We start from the raw sequence: 19,498 nt of genomic DNA on the forward strand, positions 1-19,498 counted from the left end.
CGTCGATGGAGCATGAAGCGGTGAAAGGGGCGACCAGGCGGCGCGCCGCCAGACGCGGTGGAACGCGCACGCTGTGGCGGCGCATCCGCGAGCCGTTGGCGCAGTCGAGTTTCGTCAAGAACTTCATCGCCAACCTGTTCGCCTGGTTCCTGCGGCTGATTCGCCTTACCAGCCCGCTGGTCGAAGGCTCGACCCAGGTAGCCGGCGGCGCTTATGCGCATCTTGAACCCGGCATCATCGCGCTGTGGCACGGCCAGCATCTTCTGACCCCTGCTTACTACCCCAAGGGCCGGCCGCTGGTCGCCATGGTTTCGCGCAGCGCCGACGCCGAGCTCCAGGCGCTGATGATCGGGAAATTCGGCATCGAGGCGGTGCGCGGCTCCGGCGGCCGCAACCATTCCAGGCATCTCGACAAGGGCGGCGCCAAGGCCTTGATCGCGCTCAAGAAGTCGCTCACCAACGGCAAGAATGTCGCCATGGTCGCCGACATACCCAACGGCAAGCCGCGCGACGCCGGGCTTGGCATCGTTCTTCTGGCAAGGCTTTCCGGCCGGCCGATCCTGCCCTCCGCCATCGCCACCAGCCGCCGCAAGGTGCTTGAGAACAGCTGGGACAAGACGACCATCAACCTGCCTTTCGGCCGCTCCGCGGTCATCGTCGGCCCGCCGGTCTTCGTGCCGGCCGACGCCGACGATGCCGAGATGGAGCGCAAGCGCCAGGAGGTCACCGCCTCGCTCAACGCCGCGACGGCTGAGGCCTATCGCCTCGTGGATGGCGCCAAATGAGCGAGCGCTGGGCGCGTGCTGCCCTCACGGCTTACCGCTATGCGGGGGCGGTCGCCTATCCGCTGATCGGACCCTATGTCGCCTGGCGCGCCTCGCGCGGCAAGGAGGACCGGGTCCGCCGCCGTGAGCGTTATGGCGTAGCCGGCCGTCCTCGGCCGGAAGGGCCGGTGATCTGGATCCATGCCGCAAGCGTCGGCGAGACGATCGCGGTTGTGCCGCTGGTCGAGAGCATCCTCGACTATGGCGTCAACATCGTCTTGACCACAGGCACCGTGACTTCGGCCAAGGTCGCCGACGAGCGCCTCGGCGACCGCATCATCCACCAGTATGTGCCGCTCGATCTCAAGCCCGCGGTAAGCCGCTTCCTCGATCACTGGCGGCCGGAACTGGCGATCATCGCCGAATCGGAAATCTGGCCGATGACCATCCTGGAACTTGGCGCCCGCAATGTGCCGCAGGTTCTGGTCAACGGCCGGCTCTCGGACCGCTCCTTCACCTCGTGGAAGAAGCGCGCCGGCGTTGCCGAGGCGCTGTTCGAGAACCTTGCCCACGTCATCGCCCAGTCGGATGTCGACGGCGAACGGTTTCGCGCGCTCGGTGCCCGGCCGGTCACCGTCTCCGGCAACCTCAAGGTCGACACCAACCCGCCGCCGGTCGACGAGCGGACGCTGGCCACGCTGCAGCGCCAGATCGGCAATCGCCCGACCTGGGCGGCGATCTCGACCCATGACGGCGAGGAGGTCGTCGCCGCAGAGGTCCATGCCAGCCTGCACAGGCGCCATCATGGGCTTTTGACCATCATCGTGCCGCGCCACCCCGACCGCGCCGACGCGCTTGCCGCGCAAATTTCGGGCATGGGGCTGACGGTCGCGAGGCGCAGCAAGGGCGACCGCATCTCGCCCGACACCGATATCCTGCTCGGCGACACGATCGGCGAGATGGGCCTTTACCTGCGGCTGACCGAGATCGCTTTCGTCGGCCGCTCGCTGACCTCGCAAGGCGGCCAGAACCCGCTCGAGCCGGCGATGCTTGAAACCGCCGTGCTTGCCGGCCGCAACGTGCAGAATTTCCGCGAGGCCTATCAGCGCCTGCTCGACAGCGGCGGCGCCAAGCTGGTGCGTGACCGCGACATGCTGGCCGGCGCCGTCAATTTCCTTTTGACCAACGAAGTGGCGCGCCACGAAATGATGGCGGCCGGTGCTGCCACCGTCGACGAGATGCGCGGCGCGCTTGCCCGCACGCTGAAATCGCTGGAGCCCTACATCCAGCCGCTGGTTGTCAAGGCGCGCCTGAAAGGCGCGAACGGGCGCTAGAGTATGACCCCAAAAATCGAATCCGATTTTTGGAAAGGATCATGCGCAAAACCAAATTGCGTGGAACCCACGCAATGACCAGCGAAGCGCCCCCGTTCTGGTGGGAAAAGCCGGACTGGCGCGTGCTGGCGCTGTCGCCGGCCTCGGCGGTCTACGGGCTGGTCGCCGGCCGCCGTATGCGCCACGCGCCGCGCGAGAAGGTCGCGGCGCCCGTGCTTTGCGTCGGCAACCTTACGGTCGGCGGCAGCGGCAAGACACCGGTCGCCATCGCCTTGGCCAAACAGGCCAAGCGCATGCAGCTCACGCCCGGCTTTCTGTCGCGCGGTCATGGCGGTTCGTTCGCCAAGCCGCATGTCGTCGATGCGCATCACGACGCCGCCAAGCATGTCGGCGACGAGCCGCTGCTCCTGGCCGAACATGCGCCGGTCGCGGTGACGGCGAACCGCGCCGCCGGCGCGAAGCTGCTCATCGAGGAACATGGCTGCGACTTCCTGATCATGGATGACGGCTTCCAGTCGGCGCGCGTCCATATCGACTATGCGCTGGTCGTGGTCGACGCCCGCTTCGGCGTCGGCAACGGCCGCGTCATCCCGGGCGGACCGCTGCGCGCCAAAATCGTCGATCAACTGGTCTTCACCAGCGGCTTGCTGAAGATGGGCGAGGGGACGGCCGCCGACAGCGTCGTGCGCCAGGCGGCGCGCGCCGGCCGGCCGATCTTCCTGGCGCATGTCGAGCCGGCGGACCCGTCGCGCTTTGCCGGGGGCCGCTTCCTTGCCTTCGCGGGTATCGGCCATCCGGAGAAATTCTTCGACACGGTGCGCGCGACGGGCGGTGAAGTCGCGCTTTCGCGCGCTTTTCCGGATCATCATCTCTACGCCCAGGACGAGCTTGCCGACCTGCTGGCGCTCGCCCGGCAGGAGGGGCTGCGCCTCGTCACCACGGCAAAGGACGCCGCGCGGCTGCGCCATGGCGAGACCCCCGCCGGTTTCCTCGATCAATTGGACGTGCTCGATATCGAGGCCGTGTTCGAGCTCGACCATGTGCCCGAACGCATCATCGACGAGACGCTCGACGCCTGGCGTCTGCGCAAGATGCGGGGCTGAGGTTCAGGTGCCGGCTTGTCCGGCGCGTGCCGTCAATTGCCGTTCAGAAGCTGGCGGAAGTAGCGGACTGTCTCGCCGAGCCCATCTTGGAGGGCAACGCGAGGGGACCAGTCCAACGTCGATCGTGCCAGGCTTATGTCTGGTTGGCGCTGGCGAGGATCGTCCTGCGGCAGGGCCTTGAACTCGATCTTGGATTTGCCGCCGACAACGCGCAACACAAGTTCGGCCAGTTCCAATATCGTGACTTCCGTCGGGTTTCCGATGTTGACAGGCCCCGTGAAATCGTCGGGCGTCGCCATCATCCGGACCATCGCATCCACGAGGTCGTCAACGTAGCAGAAGCTTCGCGTGTGGCATCCGTCGCCGTAGATGGTTATGGGATCGTTCCGCAACGCTTGGACGATGAAATTGCTGACCACGCGCCCATCCGACGGGTGCATGCGAGGCCCATACGTATTGAATATGCGCACCACCTTGATCGGCAGCTTCGACCGGCGTCGATAGTCGAAGAACAGCGCTTCGGCGCATCTCTTGCCTTCATCGTAACAACTGCGGGGGCCTATCGGGTTGACATGGCCCCAATAGGCCTCGGTCTGGGGATGGATTTCCGGATCGCCGTAAACCTCGGACGTCGACGCCTGAAGAATTCTCGCCCGCGAAGCGCATGCGAGATCGAGCATGTTGATCGCGCCATAGACGCAAGCCTTGGTCGTCTCGATCGGAATGCGCTGATAGTGAACGGGCGAGGCCGGGCAAGCGAGGTTGAAAATCTCATCGGCCTCGACCTCGAGGGGCGCGGTGACGTCGTGCCTCAGCAGCCTGAACCGCGCATCGTCCGAGAGGTGACGGATGTTTTCATCCGAGCCGGTCGAGAAATTGTCGAGACATATTACTTCTCGGCCTTTTGCCAGCAACAGGTCGCATAGATGCGAGCCTATGAAGCCGGCGCCCCCGGTCACAAGAACCTTCACAGCAATCCCCCAAACCCACCGCTTCGTCTATAGCCGCAGATTCGCGAACATGTCACCTGCATCCGACAAAGCCCGTTCGCCGCCGCGTATCGATCGTATCTGATATTTGGCTGCGAACTTGCAAGGCTTTCAAGGAGGGCGGCGCCTGGGCCTTAGCGGCGCCGCATCGCCTCCAGGATCGCCTCGTCGCGCTCGACGTTGAGCTTGCTTTCGAAGTCGAAATGCCAATCCCTTTCGCGCAACGCGGAAGTCGAGGCGTCGCCGCGCCGGATTTTCTGGTCGAGGTCGGCAAGCGATCGCGACCAATAGTGATTGATCCTCAATATATCGAGCTTGGGGGGCATGCCGGGCACGATGGTTCGTCGATGGGGGTCCATCCCTTCACCGGACAGGAATTTCGACTGATGGACGCCCGGCTTGTAGACCATGCGAGGGTTGAGGATTGTCTTGACCGTCGTGATGTCCGGCCCGGCTCGCATCATATAGGCCTCGACCACCGGCCGTTCTGGTCGCTCGACATGGCCGGAGGAGCCATAGAACGCTTGCCAGACGCAAACGCCCGGCAGGTCGCTATAGTCCCTGAGAACCGAGGGCACGTCACGTCCGTCGGGCGCGAAAAGAAACTCATCGATGTCGAAGAATCCGATCCACAACGCTTCACGCCAGCGCCTGCGGATGCAGTCCCTATAAGCCGACAACTGCCCCACCGGCCGCGGCCAGTCGACAAGCGTAACCAACCCTTCCCGGATGAACGGTTCCAGCACCGCCTTGAAGTCGTCGGTCGAGAAGTTGTTGTAGAGATAGAAGTGTTCAAATCCCACATTCTGGTGGAACCTGATCCATTCGGCCAGGAACGGCGCTTCCTCGCGGAAGATGGCGCAGGCCGTCAGCTTGAATCGGGGCGCCCTCGACACCGCCCGCTCGCGCAATCTTGCACGGATGGTGAGCGGCATTCGAACGACGGCCTTGAAAGATTTCTTTAGTCTTTTCAATGCGATACCCTAGGCACGATCGACGTTGGCTGCCACCGCCCCATGAGTTCGCATGGCCTATCCCCGCTTGCGCAAGTCCGGGTGCATCTCGATCTCGCGGGCAAGCGAGACTGCCGCGTTCACATATGGCTCCTGCCGGGCGACGCTCCAATATTTGAGCTCGTCGAGCGGAATGTTCTCGCCGGTCACCGCGCAGCGCACGAACGAGCCTGGACTGGTGACCTGGAAGTCGCCGTCGAGATAGCGGATACGAGCTTCCCTGCCGCCTGGGCCTTCGAAACGGTTCATCATGAAAGGACGCTTGAGTTCATCGCGTTTCAATCGCCACAAATCGCAAGCAACGTCAAGCTTGACGCAATGCTCATCCAGTATGGCTGGAGCGGCAAATTGGTTCCCGGGAGCCCGGCATGGACATCACCCCGACCCGCTTGAACACGCTGATCAACGAGGCGCTCACCCCGCAGGCGGTGCCGTCGCCCAAGGCCGATCCGGCGACCGCCGCGCTGGTCAAGGCGCTCCTGCAGCCGCCGGCGCCATCCACGGTGCAATTCGCGGCCCAGGCGCTGCAAAGCGCGCTGCCGCCCGCGGCCGCTCAACCGTCGCAACGGCTATCCTCCTCCGAGATCGAGGACGCTTACCGCGCTGTCATGGAGCCCGACGCCGCCACGGACGATGCGCCGGCAAGATCCTCGACGGGTAGGGGAGCGACTGACCCCGATCAGGCTCCGCGCGGCTTTGCCCCGTTGCAGGCAGCAGTCACCGACAACACGCCCAGCCTGGCAGCGGCGCCGGCATTGTCCACATTTTCGCCGGCCGTCGCTTCCGCCGCGGTGCTGGTCGCTGCCAACGCCAACGCGCCTCAGCCGCGGGGTGCCGCCAGCCGTCCGTCAGGCCATGCTCCACGATCCGATTCGGTCCCGGTGTCGCTGTGGGCGATATCGGTCGTCACGGCCGTCGTCTCGGCCGCGACCACCACGATTGTGCTGCTGTTGCTTCGCTAAGTCCGCTCAGTCGTCGTCCTGCAGGAAGGCCTCGAGCTTTTCCGGGGCCAATCCTGCCTGGTCGGCAATGCGCCGGGCGAGGTCTGCGGCCGCCGCGCGCGGCCTGCCGACCGGACGATCGAGCCAATAGGACACCGGGTTGAGCACAGCGCGCTCGTCGACAGCGACGATGCGTCCGGACTTCATCTGGCCCTTGGTCAGCGGCGGCCGGGCCAGCGCGATGCCGAGACCATGCGCCGCCGCGTCGAGCACCAGGTTGTAGTCCTCGAAGCGTCGGTCCTGCGGGCGCGGACGGTAGTCCATGTCCTGCGCGGCTAACCAGGCGCGCCAGCCGGACGCGTCGGAATCGTTGATCAGCGGGAATTTCAGCAGCCGGGCAGGGTCGCCGCGTCCGATCTCCTCCGCCAGCTCCGGCGAGGCGATCGGGAAGATATGCTCCTCGAAAAGCTGCACCGACACACGGCCCGGAATGCGGCCGCGCCCGCAGCGCACCGAAAGATCGATGCCTTCGTCGGCGAGATCGGCCTGGCGGTTGTCGACATCGAGCACGATGCGCAGCCGCGTGGGATGGTTCTCCAAAGCGGCCATGCGCGGCATCAGCCACAACCCGCTGACCGACGGAATCGAGGCCAGCCGGACCACGGCAGTGCCGCGCGGCTCGACCCAGCGGTCGGAATTGACCGAGATCAGCGCGAAGGCTTCGGCAGTCCTCAGATGCAGCCGATTGCCTTCGATGGTCAGCGTCACGCCGCGCGCATTGCGCTCGAACACTTTCAGCCCCAGCCAGCCTTCCAGCTTGGCGATCTGGCGGCTCACCGCGCCATGGGTGAGGTTGAGTTTTTCAGCCGCCGCGGAAAAACTCCCGGTCCGCGCCGCGGCATCGAAGGCGCGCAAGGTCTCCAACGGCAGTATCTGGTCCGAGCTGTGATCCATGCTCACAGCTGACCCTCGAATTGCTCGTTTGTCAATTGGCGGATGATGGCGTTTTCTGCATCCATGACACAGAAAGACGAGGCTACGGTAATGAGCGCTTACACCGGCACATTGAATGAGACACAGCGCATGGACACCGCCGCCATTATCGCGGTGACGCTGACGGTCATCGGCTGGGCCTCTGCTTTTCCGGCGATCCGCGCCGGCCTTGCCGCCTTCCAGCCGCTGGAACTCGGCGCGCTGCGCTTTGGCATCGCTGCGGTCCCGGCTGCCGTCTTCCTGGCGATCAAGCGCCCGGCGCTGCCCAGGATCGACGAGCTATGGCGCTTCGCCTTCGGCGGCGCCATCTTCGTCGCGCTCTACACCGCCATGCTCAATTTCGGCGAGCTCACCGTCTCGGCGGGTGCGGCCGGCTTCATCATCAATGTCAGCCCGATCTTCACCGCCATCATGGCGATGGCGCTGCTTGGCGAGCGATTCTCGCGTCTGGCCTGGCTCGGCACCGTGATTTCCTTCACCGGCATCGGCATCATCGCGGTCGCCGACGGGCACGGCCTGCATTTCAATGCCGGCGCGCTGCTGGTGCTGGGCTCCGCGCTCTGCTCCGCCGTCAACACCATCGTCCAGAAGCCGCTCTTCGCCCGCCATCATCCGCTGACGATCTCGGCATCCAACATGGTGCTCGGCGCGCTCTGCCTGTCGCCCTTCCTGCCGGAAGCGTTTTCACAGGCGGCAGTCGCCAACACTGCCGGCCTTGGCGCCGTCATCTATCTTGGCATCGTGCCGAGCCTGATCGCCTACGCTGCCTGGGCAACCGCGCTCTCCCGCCTGCCTGCCGCGCGCGCCTCGAACTTCCTCTACCTCGTCTCGCCGACCTCCGCCCTGATCGGCTTCTTCTGGCTTGGCGAAGTGCCGACGCTGCTCGGCATAATCGGCGGCGCGCTGGCGCTGGGCGGCGTCATCGTGGTGAATTTAAAGCGGTGAGTCAGTGGATTGACGTCGTTTCCTGACTCAAGAAAGAGCCGCTTCGAGCGGCTCTTTTCTTGCCCCCTCATCCGGCCGCTACGCGGCCACCTTCTCCCCGCCAGGGAGAAGAGGTTGGCGCCGGCGCTGAAAGTCTCCTCTCCCCACCGGGGAAAGGTCAGCCGAGCGAAGCGGAGGCTGGGTGAGGGGCCTTTGGCTCACCTTCGCCCAAACAACCTTTCAATGTCGGCGAGCTTGAGCTCGATATAGGTCGGACGGCCATGGTTGCAGGTACCGGAGCCCGGCGTCGCCTCCATCTGGCGCAGCAGCGCGTTCATTTCCTCGGCCTTGAGCAGCCGGCCCGAGCGGACGGAACCATGGCAGGCCATCGTCGCGGCTATTCTGTCCAGTCGCTCCTTCAGCGTCTCGATTGTATCGTTGTCGGCGATCTCGTCCGCAAGGTCGCGCACAAGCTGCTGCACATTGGTTTCGCCGAGCATCGAGGGCGTCTCGCGCACGGCGACCGCGCCTGGTCCGAAGCGCTCCAGGCCGAGGCCGAATTTGGCCAGCATTTCGGAATGAATCGCCAGCCGCTCGGCATCCTCTTCCGGCAAGTCGACGATCTCGGGCAGTAGAAGCATCTGCGAGGGCACCGCGCGCGAATGCAGCGCGTTCTTCAGCGCTTCATAGACCAGCCGCTCATGCGCGGCGTGCTGGTCGACGATGACGAGCGAATCCCTGGTCTGCGCGACGATGTAGTTCTCATGCACCTGCGCGCGCGCCGCGCCCAGCGCCATGCCGAGCAGCGCCTCGGCCGGCTCGGCCATGCCGGCGCGGGCATCGGCGCTGGCGAGCGGTCCGGTGTCGAAGGCGGCCTGCTCGTTTTCGGCGAAACCATTGGCTCGCGATCGGGTCTCGCCATATCCCATGTCCAGTGGCCGCTGCGGCGAATGTGCCAAATCCGAACCGCGGTCGAAACCGCTGGAGCCGGAAGCACGGTAGGCCGCCTCATAGCTGCGGTGGCCGTTGGCCGGGCCGGGATGCGAATAGGGCGCCGCACCCGGCCGGAACGCCGCCATCATGCCGGCGGCACCCGTGGTCGCCGCACGGATTCCGGCGTCGGCCAGCGCCTCGCGGATGGCGCCGACGATCAGCCCGCGCACCAGCCCGGGATCGCGAAAGCGCACGTCGGCCTTGGCGGGATGCACATTGACGTCGACCGTCGAAGGATCGAGCGACAGGAAGAGCACCGTCACCGCATGCCGGTCGCGCGGCAAAACGTCGGCGAAGGCGCCGCGGATCGCGCCGGCGATCAGCTTGTCGCGCACCGGCCGGCCATTGACATAGGCATATTGCTGCAGCGCGTTGGCCCGTGTGTAGGACGGGATCGAGACGTGGCCGGCAAGATGCACGCCGTCGCGCATGGCATCGATGGCAATGGCGTTGTCGGGGAAGTCCTTGCCCATCACCTGCGCGACACGCGCCAGCCGGCCCTCCGGCGTGTCATTGGTCGCCGGCAATTCCAGCGTCGAGCGGTCGGGGCCGGCAAGCGTGAAGCGCACGGCGGGGAAGGCGATCGCAATCCGCTTCACCACGTCGCTCGTGGCCGAGCTTTCGGCACGCTCGCCCTTCATGAATTTGAGCCTGGCCGGCGTGGCGAAGAAGAGGTCGCGCACCTCGACCGTGGTGCCGCGGTTGGCCGCCGCCGGTTTCACCGCCGAGACGCGGCCGCCTTCGATGCCGATCTCGGCCGCGCTGTCGCCGCTTGCCGTGCGCGAGCGGATCGACAGCCGCGCGACGGAACCGATCGAAGGCAGGGCCTCGCCGCGAAAGCCCAGCGAGCGGATGTCATGGATATTGTCGGAAAGCTTCGACGTGCAGTGACGCGCAATCGCCAATGCCAGTTCGCGCTCAGCGATGCCCGAACCGTCATCCGTGACGCGGATAAGGTTCAGCCCGCCGCCCGCCGTGACGACTTCGATGCGCGACGCACCGGCATCGAGCGCGTTCTCGACCAACTCCTTCACCACGCTCGCCGGACGCTCGATAACCTCGCCGGCGGCGATCTGGTTGATCATCGTTTCGGAAAGCTGGCGGATGGGCATGCGGCGATTATAGGCGGATTCGAGCGGCGGAGGGGAGGGCCAACTTCATGCCTGTGCAACCAGCCAGTCCCTGACCTTGCGGGCGTTGTCGCTGAGATCGCGGTTCTTTGGCCAGATGACGTGGAATCCAATACCGGTTCTCATCACATGATCGGTCACCGGCACAAGCAATCCTGATGCCACCAGACGCTCTACCAGGTGCCGCCAGCCGAGCGAGATGCCTTGCCCCTCCATCACCGCCTGGATCACCAGGGCATAGTCGTTGATGCGCAACCCGCGCTCGGCGTTGCGCAGGCTGGTTCCGGCCGACGCGAACCATTCGTCCCAGTTCGGCGCCTCGCGATAGGGCTCCTCGAGATGGATCAGCCGGTGCGTGGCCAGTTCCTCGACCGTCTTCGGCTTGCCGAATTTGGCGAGATAGTTGGGGCCTGCGACTGGGAAGATCTCTTCGTCGGACAGCGACAGCGAGTGATAGTCCGGCCAGTCGCGCGGCACGCCGCCGCGCACGCCGAGCGGAATGCCCTCGGCGATGATGTCGAGGTCGCGGTCGGCGGTCTGGATGCGCAGGTCGATGCCCGGCAGTTGGTCGCGGAACTGCTGCAGGCGCGGCATCATCCAGAACGAGCCGAAGGCGGTCGAGGCGGCAAGCGTCACGTGCCCGCCGGTCGCCTGCAGGCGAAGGTCCTCCGCCGACTTGCGGATATGCGACAGGCCCAGCGACACGTCGGCATGGAAGCGCTCGCCGGCCTCCGTCAAAAGCACCTGGCGGTGGCGGCGCAGGAACAGCTTCGCGCCGAGCTGCTCCTCCAGACCGCGCACCGCGTAGGAGACAGCGGCCTGCGTCATGCCGAGTTCCCGCCCGGCGGCGGTGAAGCTGGACAGCCGGCCCGCGGCCTCGAAGACGATCAGGCTGCCGGCCGAAGGCAGGAGGTGGCGCAGGCTTCGCATAAGCACAGCTTATACTGAAGATCAGGATTTTCCAGCGTCACAGCCACATTTAGCGTCGCTAACGTGGATGGCGGGAAGAAGGAGGATCCATGAACGCACCGGCCGTTGAATTGACCGAACAGACCCACCGCCGTGGCGGTGGCCGTCTTGGCCGCAAGGCGCTCAGAAGCGCGCCGATCGCGTCATTCCCGACACTTGTCCGGCAGATTCCCGTCTACGAGATCGTGCCCGACGAGGCGGTGGAATTGATCCACGAGGAATCGCTCAAGATCCTCGAGGAGGTGGGGTGCGAATTCCGTGACGACGGGGCGATCGAGCTCTGGAAAGCGGCCGGGGCCGATGTCAGGCAGACGCGTGTCCGCATCGACCGCGCGCTGCTGATGGAACTCGTCTCGAAGGTCCCGGCGGAATTCACGCTCAATGCGCGCAACCCCGAGCGCACCGTGCGCGTCGGCGGCAAGAACTCGATCTTCGTGCCGATGTATGGCGCGCCATACATCCGCGACCTCGACAACAAGCGGCGCTACGGCTCGCTCGCCGACCTCAACAATTTCCACAAGATGGCCTATATGGCGCCGGCGCTGCATTCCTCGAGCTCGGTCATCTGTGAGCCAATGGAAATCGCCGTGCCGAAGCGGCACCTGCACATCATCCATTCGGCGCTAAAACATTCCGACAAGCCGTTCATGGGCATCGTGACGTCGAAGGAGCGCGCCGAAGATACGATGGCGATGGCTGCAATCGTCTTCGGCGAGGAGTTCGTGCGCGACAACCCGGTGCTTGTGGCGATCACCAACTGCAATTCGCCGCTGGTCTGGGACGCCACCATGATCGACGCCATGCGGGTCTATGCGAGCCACAACCAGCCGCTGATCCTGGCGCCCTTCGCGCTCTGCGGCGCATCGACTTCCGCCTCCGCCGTCGGCGCGGTGGCGCAGGTCAACGCCGAGGCGCTTGCCGGCGTGGCACTGACCCAGCTCATCCGCCCAGGCTCGCCGCAGCTCTACGGCCAGTTCATGGTGACGGTCGACATGAAGACCGGCGCCCCGATGGGCGGCACGCCGGAGGCAGCCCAGATGATGTATCTGATGGGCGCGCTGGCCAGGAAATACAAGCTGCCCTGGCGCACCTCCGGCTTCCATGTCGGCTCGAAGCTCAACGACGCCCAGGCCGGCTACGAAGCGAACATGCTGATGCATGCCGCGATCCTTTCCGGCGCCAACTACATCTGGCATTCCGCCGGCTGGCTGGAAGCGGGCCTCACCTGCGGCTATTCGAAATTCGCCACCGACTGCGAGCAATTGGTCGGCTGGTACAAATATGCCGGCGGCGTGCCCTTCGACGATTTCAAGGAAGCGATGGCGGCGATCCGCGAGGTCGGTCCGCAAGGACATTTCCTCGGCACGCAGCATACGCTCGAGCACTTCGAGAGCGCCTTCTTCATGCCCAACATCATGGACTTCAACTCCTTCGAGCAATGGAACGCCGAAGGCGCGAAGGACCACGACACGCGCGGCCGCGAAAAGGCGCGCAACATGCTTGCCGATTACCAGGAGCCGAAGCTCGACGAGGGCGTTGCCGAGGGTCTCGCGGATTTGATCGCGCGGCGTGAGGAAAAGCTGCCGGACAGCGTTAGTTGATAAACTGCAGCCTAAGGTGAAGCCAAAACGGGCGAAGACCCGATCAGATCAATGGGAGAATGAGAATGACACTTTTCAGAAGCAACGGCGACCGGGTCCCGGCCGCTATCGAGGCGATGGCCGAGGAGGCGCGCGCGGGCCGCGTCGACCGGCGCGAATTCCTGGCTTTGGCCAGCGCCTTCGGTGCATCGACGGCTTTCGCCTATGGCATGATCGGTCTTGCCGCTCCGACCAAGGCGCTCGCCGACGAGCCGAAGAAGGGCGGAACGCTGCATGTCGCGATGTCGGTCAAGGCGCAGAAGGATCCGCGCACCTATGACTGGACGGAGATGGCGAACGTCACCCGCACCTGGCTGGAGCCGCTGGTGCGCTATACGCACCAGTTCACTTTCGAGCCTGTCCTGCTCGAAAGCTGGGACGTCAATGACGACGCCACCGAATACACGCTGCATCTGCGCAAAGGCGTCACCTGGAACAATGGCGATGCCTTCAACGCCGACGACGTGGTCGCCAACCTGAACCGCTGGTGCGAGAAGGGCGCTTCCGGCAATTCCATGGCCGCCCGCGTCGGCGCGCTGATCGACACCAAGACCGGCAAGGCGAGGGATGGCGCGATCACCAAGGTCGACGACCACACGGTCAAGCTGAAGCTCAACGAAGCCGATATCGCCATCATACCGGGCTTCACTGATTATCCGGCGCTGGTCGTGCACCGCGACTTCGACAAGGACGGCGCCGATCCGATCAAGAAGCCGGTCGGCACCGGCGCTTTCGAGCTGGTCTCCTATTCAGTCGGATCGAAGGCGATCGTCAAGCGTCGCGAGAACGGCAAGTGGTGGGGTGGCGAAGCCCCGCTCGACGGCGTCGAATTCATCGACTACGGCACCGACTTCAACGCCACGCTGAATGCTTTCGATTCCGGCGAGATCGACCTCGATTTCGAGACGCCGGCCGACTACATCGGTCCGCTGGATAAGATGGATCTGGTGAAATCGGAGGTTGCGACGGCGACCACGCTCGTTGCCCGCACCAACGTCACCCACAAGCCCTATGACGACAAACGCGTGCGCAATGCCCTGCAGATGGCGGTCGACAACAATCAGGTGATGCAGCTTGGCTACAATGGCCTTGGCACGGTCGGCGAAAACCATCACGTCAGCCCGATCCATCCCGAATATTACCCGCTGCCCAAGAAGGAGCGCGACGCCGCCGGCGCCAAGAAGCTGATGGCGGAAGCAGGCCAGGCCGACTTCGAGCATGACCTGATCACCGTCGAGGACGAATGGCAGAAGAACACCGGCGACGCCATCGCCGGCCAGCTGCGCGACGCCGGCATCAAGGTGAAGCGCACCGTGCTGCCGGGTTCGACCTTCTGGAACGACTGGACGAAATATCCTTATTCCATGACCATCTGGTACATGCGCCCGCTCGGCGTGCAGGTGCTGGCGCTCGGCTACCGCACCGGCGAGGCCTGGAACGAAACGGCCTATTCCAATCCGGATTTCGACGCCAAGCTCAAGGAGGCGCTGTCGCAGATCGACGTCGCCAAGCGCAAGGAGGTGATGAAGGACGTCGAGCAGATCCTGCAGGATTCCGGCGTCATCATCCAGCCCTTCTGGCAGAAGCTCTACTGCCACATGAACAAGAAGGTGAAGAACTATTCGATGCACCAGACCTACGAAATGGACTTCCAGAACGTCTGGCTGGATGCCTGAGAGGGGTAGCGCAAGGACTTCATGCGCCGTTAAAAAGCCGATATGCAGGATGCGTGGTGGTGATCCTGCCACCACGCGCCGAACATCCGGAGTTCCTGCATGAAGCCGATAGTGCTTGCCGCCGCCATGTCGATTGCCTTGCCCGGCGCCGCGCTCGCCGGGCCGGCTTCCAACACGGTGAAGTTCTTCTATGTGCCTGAAGTGAAGTTCGAGGCGGACGCGAAATACCGTGACCGCTTCACCGACCCGGTCACCAGGCTTTTCGAGGCCAACGACAAGGCGCAGAAGGACAAGCCCGACGAGGTCTCCTGCATCGACTTCGACCCCGGCCTCGACGCCCAGGATTTCGATCAGAAGACGCTGTCGAAGACGCTGAAGCTCGCCGAGGCCGTCAATGGCGACACCGCCGAGGTGACGGCAAGCTTCAATCTTTTCCCGGAAGGCGATGACTCCAAACGCGAAATGGTGTGGTCGCTGAAGAAAGTGGACGGCAAGTGGAAGATCGCGGACATCGCCTCCAAGACCAGCGACTGGAAGCTCAGCGCGCTGGAATGCGGCTCCTCGACGGAGTGATGCCGTGCTGCGCCGTCTCGTCCTCGCGCTGTCGAGCTTGTCTATGCTGGCCGCGGGGCTGAACGGCAGCGCCTGCGCGCAAGGGCTGTTCGGCTCGCCGCCGCCGAACGCGTCCCCAGGCGACAATGCGCCTGCGGACGGCAAGTCGCCGCCCGCCGAAACGCAGACCAAGCCGGCCGAGCCGCCGCCGTCCGCGCCTGTCCTGCCCGGTTCGCCGACAGCGGTGGTGAAGCCCTTCTATGAGCATCTTGGGTTGGAATTGGATCCCGCCCAGCGCAAGAACTTCGTCGATCCGGCGAAAACGGTGCTCGACAAGAGCGACGCGCTGCGCGCCTCGGGGCAGGGCGAGTGCCTCGACCCCAACATGGCGCTCGACAATGCCGACTATGACAAGCTCGCCATCGGCCAGAGTCTGCGCACCATCGAGGCCGTCAATGGCGACCAGGCCAAGGTGGTCGTCGCCTTCGTCGTCGAAGGCCACCAGCACCGGCTGGAGTGGAAGCTGAAAAAGGTCGGCGGCGACTGGAAGGTGTCCGACCTCCTGTCGGTGACCGGCGAATGGGCGCTGAGCCAGTACCAGTGTGAATGATGGCGACTGACTCAACCTCTTCCGCGATAGGGTGCCACGCCGGTATCCGGCAGCCACACGTCCTTGGGCGGTGCGCCGGTCTGCCAGAAGACGTCGATCGGGATGCCGCCGCGCGGGAACCAGTAACCGCCGACGCGCAGCCAGAGCGGCTTGGTCGCCTCCACGATGCGGCGGCCGATCATGACCGTGCATTCCTCATGAAAGGCGCCGTGATTGCGGAACGAGGTCATGAACAGCTTCAGCGACTTCGATTCCACCAGCGTCTTGTCGGGTGCGTAGTCGATGACGATGTGGGCGAAGTCCGGCTGGCCGGTGACCGGACAGAGCGAGGTGAATTCCGGGCAGGTGAAGCGCACGATCGCCGGCGGGCCGTCGCCGCGCTGGAACGGCACGGTCTCCAGGACCGCCTGTTCGGGGCTCTGTGGTGTCTCGACGTGCTTGCCGAGCTGGGTGAGGTTCTTGGCGTCGGTCATGGGCGGCTCCTTGCTGCCGCCCCAAGGGTCCGAGCGGCAGGCAAAACAAAGCGGAAATTACGCCGCAATCTTTCAGACGCGGCGGGTTTGGGCCGCTCATTAGCATCGGACCGAAAAGTGCGCAGCGGTTTTCGGACGAATCCGATGCGCGAAATGGAAGCGGGAGCGGCACGACGCTCCCGTGCAATTTGAAACGGCAGGAAGAAGATGACCAGCAACGACCCGCTTCTCCAACCTTACCAGCTCAAGCACCTGACGCTGAAGAACCGGGTGATGTCGACCAGCCATGAGCCGGCCTATTCGGAGGACGGCATGCCGAAGGAGCGCTATCGGCTCTACCATGTCGAGAAGGCCAAGGGCGGCATGGCTCTGACCATGACGGCGGGATCGGCGATCGTCTCGCGCGACAGCCCGGCCGCCTTCGGCAATCTGCACGTCTATGACGATCGCATTGTGCCGTGGCTCGCCGAACTGGCGGATGCCTGCCACGAGCATGACTGCAAGGTGATGATCCAGATCACCCATCTCGGCCGCCGCACCGGCTGGAACAAGGCCGACTGGCTGCCGGTTCTGTCGGCCTCGCCGGTGCGCGAGCCGGCGCACCGCGCCTTCCCGAAGACCATCGAGGAGTGGGACATCGAGCGCATCGTCGCCGACTATGCATCGGCCGCGCAGCGCTGCCAGGCGGCCGGCCTCGACGGCATCGAATTCGAATCCTACGGACATCTGATGGACGGCTTCTGGTCGCCCTTGACCAACCATCGCGACGACGAGTTCGGCGGCTCGCTCGACAACCGGCTGCGCTTCACCGACATGGTGCTGGACGCCGTGCGCGCCGCCGTCGGCGAAAAATTCATCGTCGGCATCCGCATGGTCGCCGACGAGGATCTCGAAAAGGGCATCTCGAAAGAAGTGGGCGTCGAGATCGCCAGGCGGCTCGCCAAGTCCGGCAAGGTCGATTTCCTCAACATCATCCGCGGCACGATCGAAACCGATGCGTCGCTGACCAAGGTCATCCCGGTGGCCGGCATGCGTTCCTCGCCGCATCTCGATTTCGCCGGCGAGGTGAGGGCGGCGACGAAATTCCCGACCTTCCACGCGGCGCGCATTTCCGACGTCGCCACGGCCCGCCACGCCATCGCCACCGGCAAGCTCGACATGGTCGGTATGACGCGCGCCCACATCGCCGACCCGCATATCATTCGCAAGGTGATGGAAGGCCGCGAGCACGAGATCCGCCCTTGCGTCGGCGCCACCTATTGCCTCGACCGCATCTATGAAGGCGGCGAGGCGCTCTGCGTCCACAACGCCGCCACCGGCCGCGAGGCGACCATTCCTCACGTCATCGCAAAGAGCGAAGGGCCGAGGAAGAAAGTCGTGGTGGTGGGCGCGGGCGCCGGCGGGCTCGAAGCGGCGCGCGTTGCGGCCGAGCGTGGCCATCAAGTGACGGTGCTGGAAGCCTCGAGCCAGGCCGGCGGCCAAATTCGGCTCGCCACGCAGAATCCGCGCCGCAAGGAATTGATCGGCATCATCGACTGGCGATTGGCCGAACTGGATCGCCTTGGTGTCGAGGTGCGCTACGACACCTGGGCCGAGAAGGACGATGTGCTGGCGCTGGCGCCGGATGTGGTGATCGTGGCGACCGGCGGTCTGCCGCAGAACCCGCCGCTGACGGCAGGCGACAATCTCGTCACCTCGAGCTGGGACATCATGGCCGGCAGCGTCAAGCCGGCTGAGAATGTCCTGCTTTACGACGACAATGGCGGTCATCAGGGCATGGGCGCCGCCGAACTCATCGCCAATAGCGGCTCGAAGCTGGAGCTGGTCTCGCCCGAGCGCTTCTTCGCGCCGGAAATGGGCGGCCTGAACCACGTGCCCTATATGCGCGCCTTTCACGAGAAAGGCGTCACCGTCACCATCAACACCCGCTTGCGCTCGGTGCGGCGCGAGGGCAACCAGCTCGTCGCCGAGCTCGCCTCGGACTTCGCCGACGGCTGGCGCGGCGAGCGGCGCGTCGACCAGGTGGTGGTCGAGCACGGCACGGCGCCGCTCGACGACCTATATCTATCGCTGAAACCGCTGTCGAAGAATGGCGGCGCGGTCGACTATGAGCGGCTGGTGAACGGCGGCGACATCTTCCCCGCGCGCAATGCCGAAGGCGGCTTCGTGCTGTTTCGCATCGGCGACGCGGTCGCCTCGCGCAACATCCACGCCGCCATCTATGACGGCATCAGGTTCGGCATCCGGATTTGATGTTTGGTGGCGCGCAACGGACCTTTGCAAGGAGAGCCACCTGCCGCTTTGGTCCGTTGCGCGCCGCGCCCGGTCGGTTTCGCCGGCCGTGCGACTTCAAAATAGCTTGGCGGTCGCCATGCAAAGCACGGTGATGACCAGCAGCCCGCCCGCAATACGCTCGCCTCTGGTCATTTTCGCCCGCAACTGGGTCTGCGTCGCTTGATCGGCGCCGGCCAGCTGCCTGCTGGCGGAGGCGACAAGGGCGCCCTGCACTCCGGCGGCGATCAGCGCCGTTAGAATGCCCAGCGCCAGCACCTTCTCCATCGAGCCGAACGCGCCCTCATGGAAGAAATACCAGAGCAGTATGCCGGTCAGGAAAACCAGGCCGGAGGCGCCGAGCTGCGGCCGGATGAATCGCTCCGCCTTGATCTCCGGATCGCGGGCGACCGCAATGGTCGTGCCGGCCCAGAACACGCCGGCCATGACGTGCAGGCCGATGACGATGATGTAGACATATTGCATGACTGCACTCCTCTCTGCCGCCCGCCGCGCATCGCACCCGCGACGCCATCAATAAGACAAAGTTAGATATCTAATGATTAGATGTCAATGCATGGAGCCGAGTTCCACCTTGCTATTGCATGCTCTACTGTCAGGTCATGACACCGTTTGACCGTCCGCCCGTTGGCATGAATCTCGCCCGCACCTCGAAGCTGGTGGCGCAGGCTTTCGATGCCGCGATGGTCGAGGCCGGCGGCACGCTGCCGGTCTGGCTGACCTTGCTGTCGGTCAAGTCGAAGGAACTCGCCAACCAGCGCGAGCTTGCCGGTATGATCGGCATCCAGGGCGCGACCCTGACGCATCACCTCAACGCCATGGAGGCGCAAGGGTTGCTGACGCGGCGCCGCGATCCGGAAAACCGCAGGGTCCACCAGGTGGCGCTCACCGACGCCGGCGAGGCGATGTTCGAAAGGCTGCGCAAGGCGGCGCTTGCCTTCGACAAGCGGCTGCGGACCGGAATTCCCGACGACAGGCTGGCCGAATTTGCCGAGGTGCTTGCAGCGCTTAGGCGCAACGCTGAGCCGCCTCAGTCGTAGCCCGCTATCGCGCCAAAACCGTAGTGGCGCAGCCGGAGCGCTGCGATCAACGCCGTCAGTTT

General features: G+C 64.7%; 19 protein-coding genes. 11 read left to right on the top strand and 8 right to left on the bottom strand.

Features of this window, described 5'->3' with window-relative positions; all coding sequences use genetic code 11:
• Positions 1-5: 5 nt before the first annotated feature.
• From AC0L2L_RS18165 to lpxK, 3 genes are all read left to right on the top strand, one after another.
• Complete coding sequence (locus AC0L2L_RS18165; RefSeq protein WP_473579942.1) at positions 6-785, top strand: lysophospholipid acyltransferase family protein; 780 nt, start codon at positions 6-8, stop codon at positions 783-785.
• Positions 782-2,098, top strand: a complete 1,317-nt coding sequence (gene waaA / locus AC0L2L_RS18170) for a lipid IV(A) 3-deoxy-D-manno-octulosonic acid transferase (protein WP_027168068.1) — start codon at positions 782-784, stop codon at positions 2,096-2,098. The genes AC0L2L_RS18165 and waaA overlap by 4 nt, the downstream gene beginning before the upstream one ends.
• A gap of 74 nt (positions 2,099-2,172) precedes the next feature.
• On the top strand, positions 2,173-3,201 hold the full coding sequence (lpxK, locus tag AC0L2L_RS18175; protein ID WP_473579943.1) for a tetraacyldisaccharide 4'-kinase: 1,029 nt from the start codon (positions 2,173-2,175) through the stop codon (positions 3,199-3,201).
• A gap of 32 nt (positions 3,202-3,233) precedes the next feature.
• Here the strand turns inward: lpxK and AC0L2L_RS18180 are convergent, their stop codons facing one another.
• The 3 genes from AC0L2L_RS18180 to AC0L2L_RS18190 all read right to left on the bottom strand — a co-directional run bounded on the left by AC0L2L_RS18180 (position 3,234) and on the right by AC0L2L_RS18190 (position 5,455).
• Positions 3,234-4,178 (bottom strand): UDP-glucuronic acid decarboxylase family protein, encoded by a 945-nt coding sequence (locus tag AC0L2L_RS18180; protein ID WP_473580047.1) that lies wholly within the window; start codon positions 4,176-4,178, stop codon positions 3,234-3,236.
• Between the two features lie 146 nt (positions 4,179-4,324).
• On the bottom strand, positions 4,325-5,125 hold the full coding sequence (locus AC0L2L_RS18185) for a glycosyltransferase family 92 protein (RefSeq protein WP_473579944.1): 801 nt from the start codon (positions 5,123-5,125) through the stop codon (positions 4,325-4,327).
• A gap of 96 nt (positions 5,126-5,221) precedes the next feature.
• Positions 5,222-5,455: a DUF2093 domain-containing protein gene (locus AC0L2L_RS18190; protein ID WP_027168064.1), complete on the bottom strand. Its 234-nt coding sequence runs from the start codon at positions 5,453-5,455 to the stop codon at positions 5,222-5,224.
• Between the two features lie 116 nt (positions 5,456-5,571).
• On the opposite strand from AC0L2L_RS18190, the gene AC0L2L_RS18195 reads away from it, so the two are divergent.
• Entirely contained in the window at positions 5,572-6,165 is a 594-nt protein-coding gene (locus AC0L2L_RS18195) for a hypothetical protein (RefSeq protein WP_473579945.1), read from the top strand.
• Positions 6,166-6,171: 6 nt separating this feature from the next.
• Here AC0L2L_RS18195 and AC0L2L_RS18200 read toward each other — a convergent pair whose 3' ends face one another.
• Positions 6,172-7,098, bottom strand: a complete 927-nt coding sequence (locus AC0L2L_RS18200) for a LysR substrate-binding domain-containing protein (RefSeq protein WP_473579946.1) — start codon at positions 7,096-7,098, stop codon at positions 6,172-6,174.
• Between the two features lie 90 nt (positions 7,099-7,188).
• On the opposite strand from AC0L2L_RS18200, the gene AC0L2L_RS18205 reads away from it, so the two are divergent.
• The gene (locus AC0L2L_RS18205; RefSeq protein WP_473579947.1) at positions 7,189-8,082 is read left to right on the top strand and encodes a DMT family transporter; all 894 of its coding nucleotides are present in this window, start codon (positions 7,189-7,191) and stop codon (positions 8,080-8,082) included.
• A 197-nt stretch (positions 8,083-8,279) separates the two neighbouring features.
• Here AC0L2L_RS18205 and mutL read toward each other — a convergent pair whose 3' ends face one another.
• Positions 8,280-10,166: a DNA mismatch repair endonuclease MutL gene (mutL, locus tag AC0L2L_RS18210; RefSeq protein WP_473579948.1), complete on the bottom strand. Its 1,887-nt coding sequence runs from the start codon at positions 10,164-10,166 to the stop codon at positions 8,280-8,282.
• Between the two features lie 45 nt (positions 10,167-10,211).
• Complete coding sequence (locus AC0L2L_RS18215; RefSeq protein ID WP_473579949.1) at positions 10,212-11,114, bottom strand: LysR substrate-binding domain-containing protein; 903 nt, start codon at positions 11,112-11,114, stop codon at positions 10,212-10,214.
• Between the two features lie 89 nt (positions 11,115-11,203).
• Here AC0L2L_RS18215 and AC0L2L_RS18220 point away from each other — a divergent pair, with 89 nt between their 5' ends.
• The 4 genes from AC0L2L_RS18220 (at position 11,204) to AC0L2L_RS18235 (ending at position 15,631) form a co-directional block, all read left to right on the top strand.
• Positions 11,204-12,754, top strand: a complete 1,551-nt coding sequence (locus tag AC0L2L_RS18220; RefSeq protein ID WP_027168059.1) for a trimethylamine methyltransferase family protein — start codon at positions 11,204-11,206, stop codon at positions 12,752-12,754.
• 65 nt (positions 12,755-12,819) lie between these two features.
• Positions 12,820-14,469, top strand: coding sequence for an ABC transporter substrate-binding protein (locus AC0L2L_RS18225; protein ID WP_473579950.1), 1,650 nt, complete (start codon positions 12,820-12,822; stop codon positions 14,467-14,469).
• Positions 14,470-14,568: 99 nt separating this feature from the next.
• Entirely contained in the window at positions 14,569-15,042 is a 474-nt protein-coding gene (locus tag AC0L2L_RS18230; RefSeq protein ID WP_473579951.1) for a DUF3828 domain-containing protein, read from the top strand.
• 4 nt (positions 15,043-15,046) lie between these two features.
• Positions 15,047-15,631, top strand: a complete 585-nt coding sequence (locus AC0L2L_RS18235) for a YqhG/Tai3 family protein (protein ID WP_473579952.1) — start codon at positions 15,047-15,049, stop codon at positions 15,629-15,631.
• Between the two features lie 11 nt (positions 15,632-15,642).
• Here AC0L2L_RS18235 and queF read toward each other — a convergent pair whose 3' ends face one another.
• Positions 15,643-16,104 carry a preQ(1) synthase gene (queF, locus tag AC0L2L_RS18240; RefSeq protein ID WP_027168055.1) on the bottom strand — a complete coding sequence of 154 codons (462 nt, stop codon included), beginning with the start codon at positions 16,102-16,104 and terminating at the stop codon, positions 15,643-15,645.
• Positions 16,105-16,311: 207 nt separating this feature from the next.
• On the opposite strand from queF, the gene AC0L2L_RS18245 reads away from it, so the two are divergent.
• Positions 16,312-18,357 carry an oxidoreductase gene (locus AC0L2L_RS18245; RefSeq protein ID WP_473579954.1) on the top strand — a complete coding sequence of 682 codons (2,046 nt, stop codon included), beginning with the start codon at positions 16,312-16,314 and terminating at the stop codon, positions 18,355-18,357.
• Positions 18,358-18,453: 96 nt separating this feature from the next.
• Here the strand turns inward: AC0L2L_RS18245 and AC0L2L_RS18250 are convergent, their stop codons facing one another.
• Entirely contained in the window at positions 18,454-18,861 is a 408-nt protein-coding gene (locus AC0L2L_RS18250; protein ID WP_473579955.1) for a hypothetical protein, read from the bottom strand.
• Positions 18,862-19,028: 167 nt separating this feature from the next.
• On the opposite strand from AC0L2L_RS18250, the gene AC0L2L_RS18255 reads away from it, so the two are divergent.
• On the top strand, positions 19,029-19,436 hold the full coding sequence (locus AC0L2L_RS18255) for a MarR family winged helix-turn-helix transcriptional regulator (protein ID WP_473579956.1): 408 nt from the start codon (positions 19,029-19,031) through the stop codon (positions 19,434-19,436).
• Positions 19,437-19,498: the final 62 nt, after the last annotated feature.

This window comes from Mesorhizobium sp. WSM4832 (assembly GCF_055811115.1).

Excerpts from the sequence above, each read along its gene's own strand:
- AC0L2L_RS18165 (WP_473579942.1), top strand. The coding sequence starts at position 6 with ATGGAGCATGAAGCGGTGAAAGGGGCGACCAGGCGGCGCGCCGCCAGA.
- waaA (WP_027168068.1), top strand. The coding sequence starts at position 782 with ATGAGCGAGCGCTGGGCGCGTGCTGCCCTCACGGCTTACCGCTATGCG.
- lpxK (WP_473579943.1), top strand. The coding sequence starts at position 2,173 with ATGACCAGCGAAGCGCCCCCGTTCTGGTGGGAAAAGCCGGACTGGCGC.
- AC0L2L_RS18185 (WP_473579944.1), bottom strand. The coding sequence starts at position 5,125 with ATGCCGCTCACCATCCGTGCAAGATTGCGCGAGCGGGCGGTGTCGAGG.
- AC0L2L_RS18190 (WP_027168064.1), bottom strand. The coding sequence starts at position 5,455 with ATGATGAACCGTTTCGAAGGCCCAGGCGGCAGGGAAGCTCGTATCCGC.
- AC0L2L_RS18195 (WP_473579945.1), top strand. The coding sequence starts at position 5,572 with ATGGACATCACCCCGACCCGCTTGAACACGCTGATCAACGAGGCGCTC.
- AC0L2L_RS18200 (WP_473579946.1), bottom strand. The coding sequence starts at position 7,098 with ATGGATCACAGCTCGGACCAGATACTGCCGTTGGAGACCTTGCGCGCC.
- AC0L2L_RS18205 (WP_473579947.1), top strand. The coding sequence starts at position 7,189 with ATGAGCGCTTACACCGGCACATTGAATGAGACACAGCGCATGGACACC.
- mutL (WP_473579948.1), bottom strand. The coding sequence starts at position 10,166 with ATGCCCATCCGCCAGCTTTCCGAAACGATGATCAACCAGATCGCCGCC.
- AC0L2L_RS18215 (WP_473579949.1), bottom strand. The coding sequence starts at position 11,114 with ATGCGAAGCCTGCGCCACCTCCTGCCTTCGGCCGGCAGCCTGATCGTC.
- AC0L2L_RS18220 (WP_027168059.1), top strand. The coding sequence starts at position 11,204 with ATGAACGCACCGGCCGTTGAATTGACCGAACAGACCCACCGCCGTGGC.
- AC0L2L_RS18225 (WP_473579950.1), top strand. The coding sequence starts at position 12,820 with ATGACACTTTTCAGAAGCAACGGCGACCGGGTCCCGGCCGCTATCGAG.
- AC0L2L_RS18230 (WP_473579951.1), top strand. The coding sequence starts at position 14,569 with ATGAAGCCGATAGTGCTTGCCGCCGCCATGTCGATTGCCTTGCCCGGC.
- queF (WP_027168055.1), bottom strand. The coding sequence starts at position 16,104 with ATGACCGACGCCAAGAACCTCACCCAGCTCGGCAAGCACGTCGAGACA.
- AC0L2L_RS18245 (WP_473579954.1), top strand. The coding sequence starts at position 16,312 with ATGACCAGCAACGACCCGCTTCTCCAACCTTACCAGCTCAAGCACCTG.
- AC0L2L_RS18250 (WP_473579955.1), bottom strand. The coding sequence starts at position 18,861 with ATGCAATATGTCTACATCATCGTCATCGGCCTGCACGTCATGGCCGGC.
- AC0L2L_RS18255 (WP_473579956.1), top strand. The coding sequence starts at position 19,029 with ATGAATCTCGCCCGCACCTCGAAGCTGGTGGCGCAGGCTTTCGATGCC.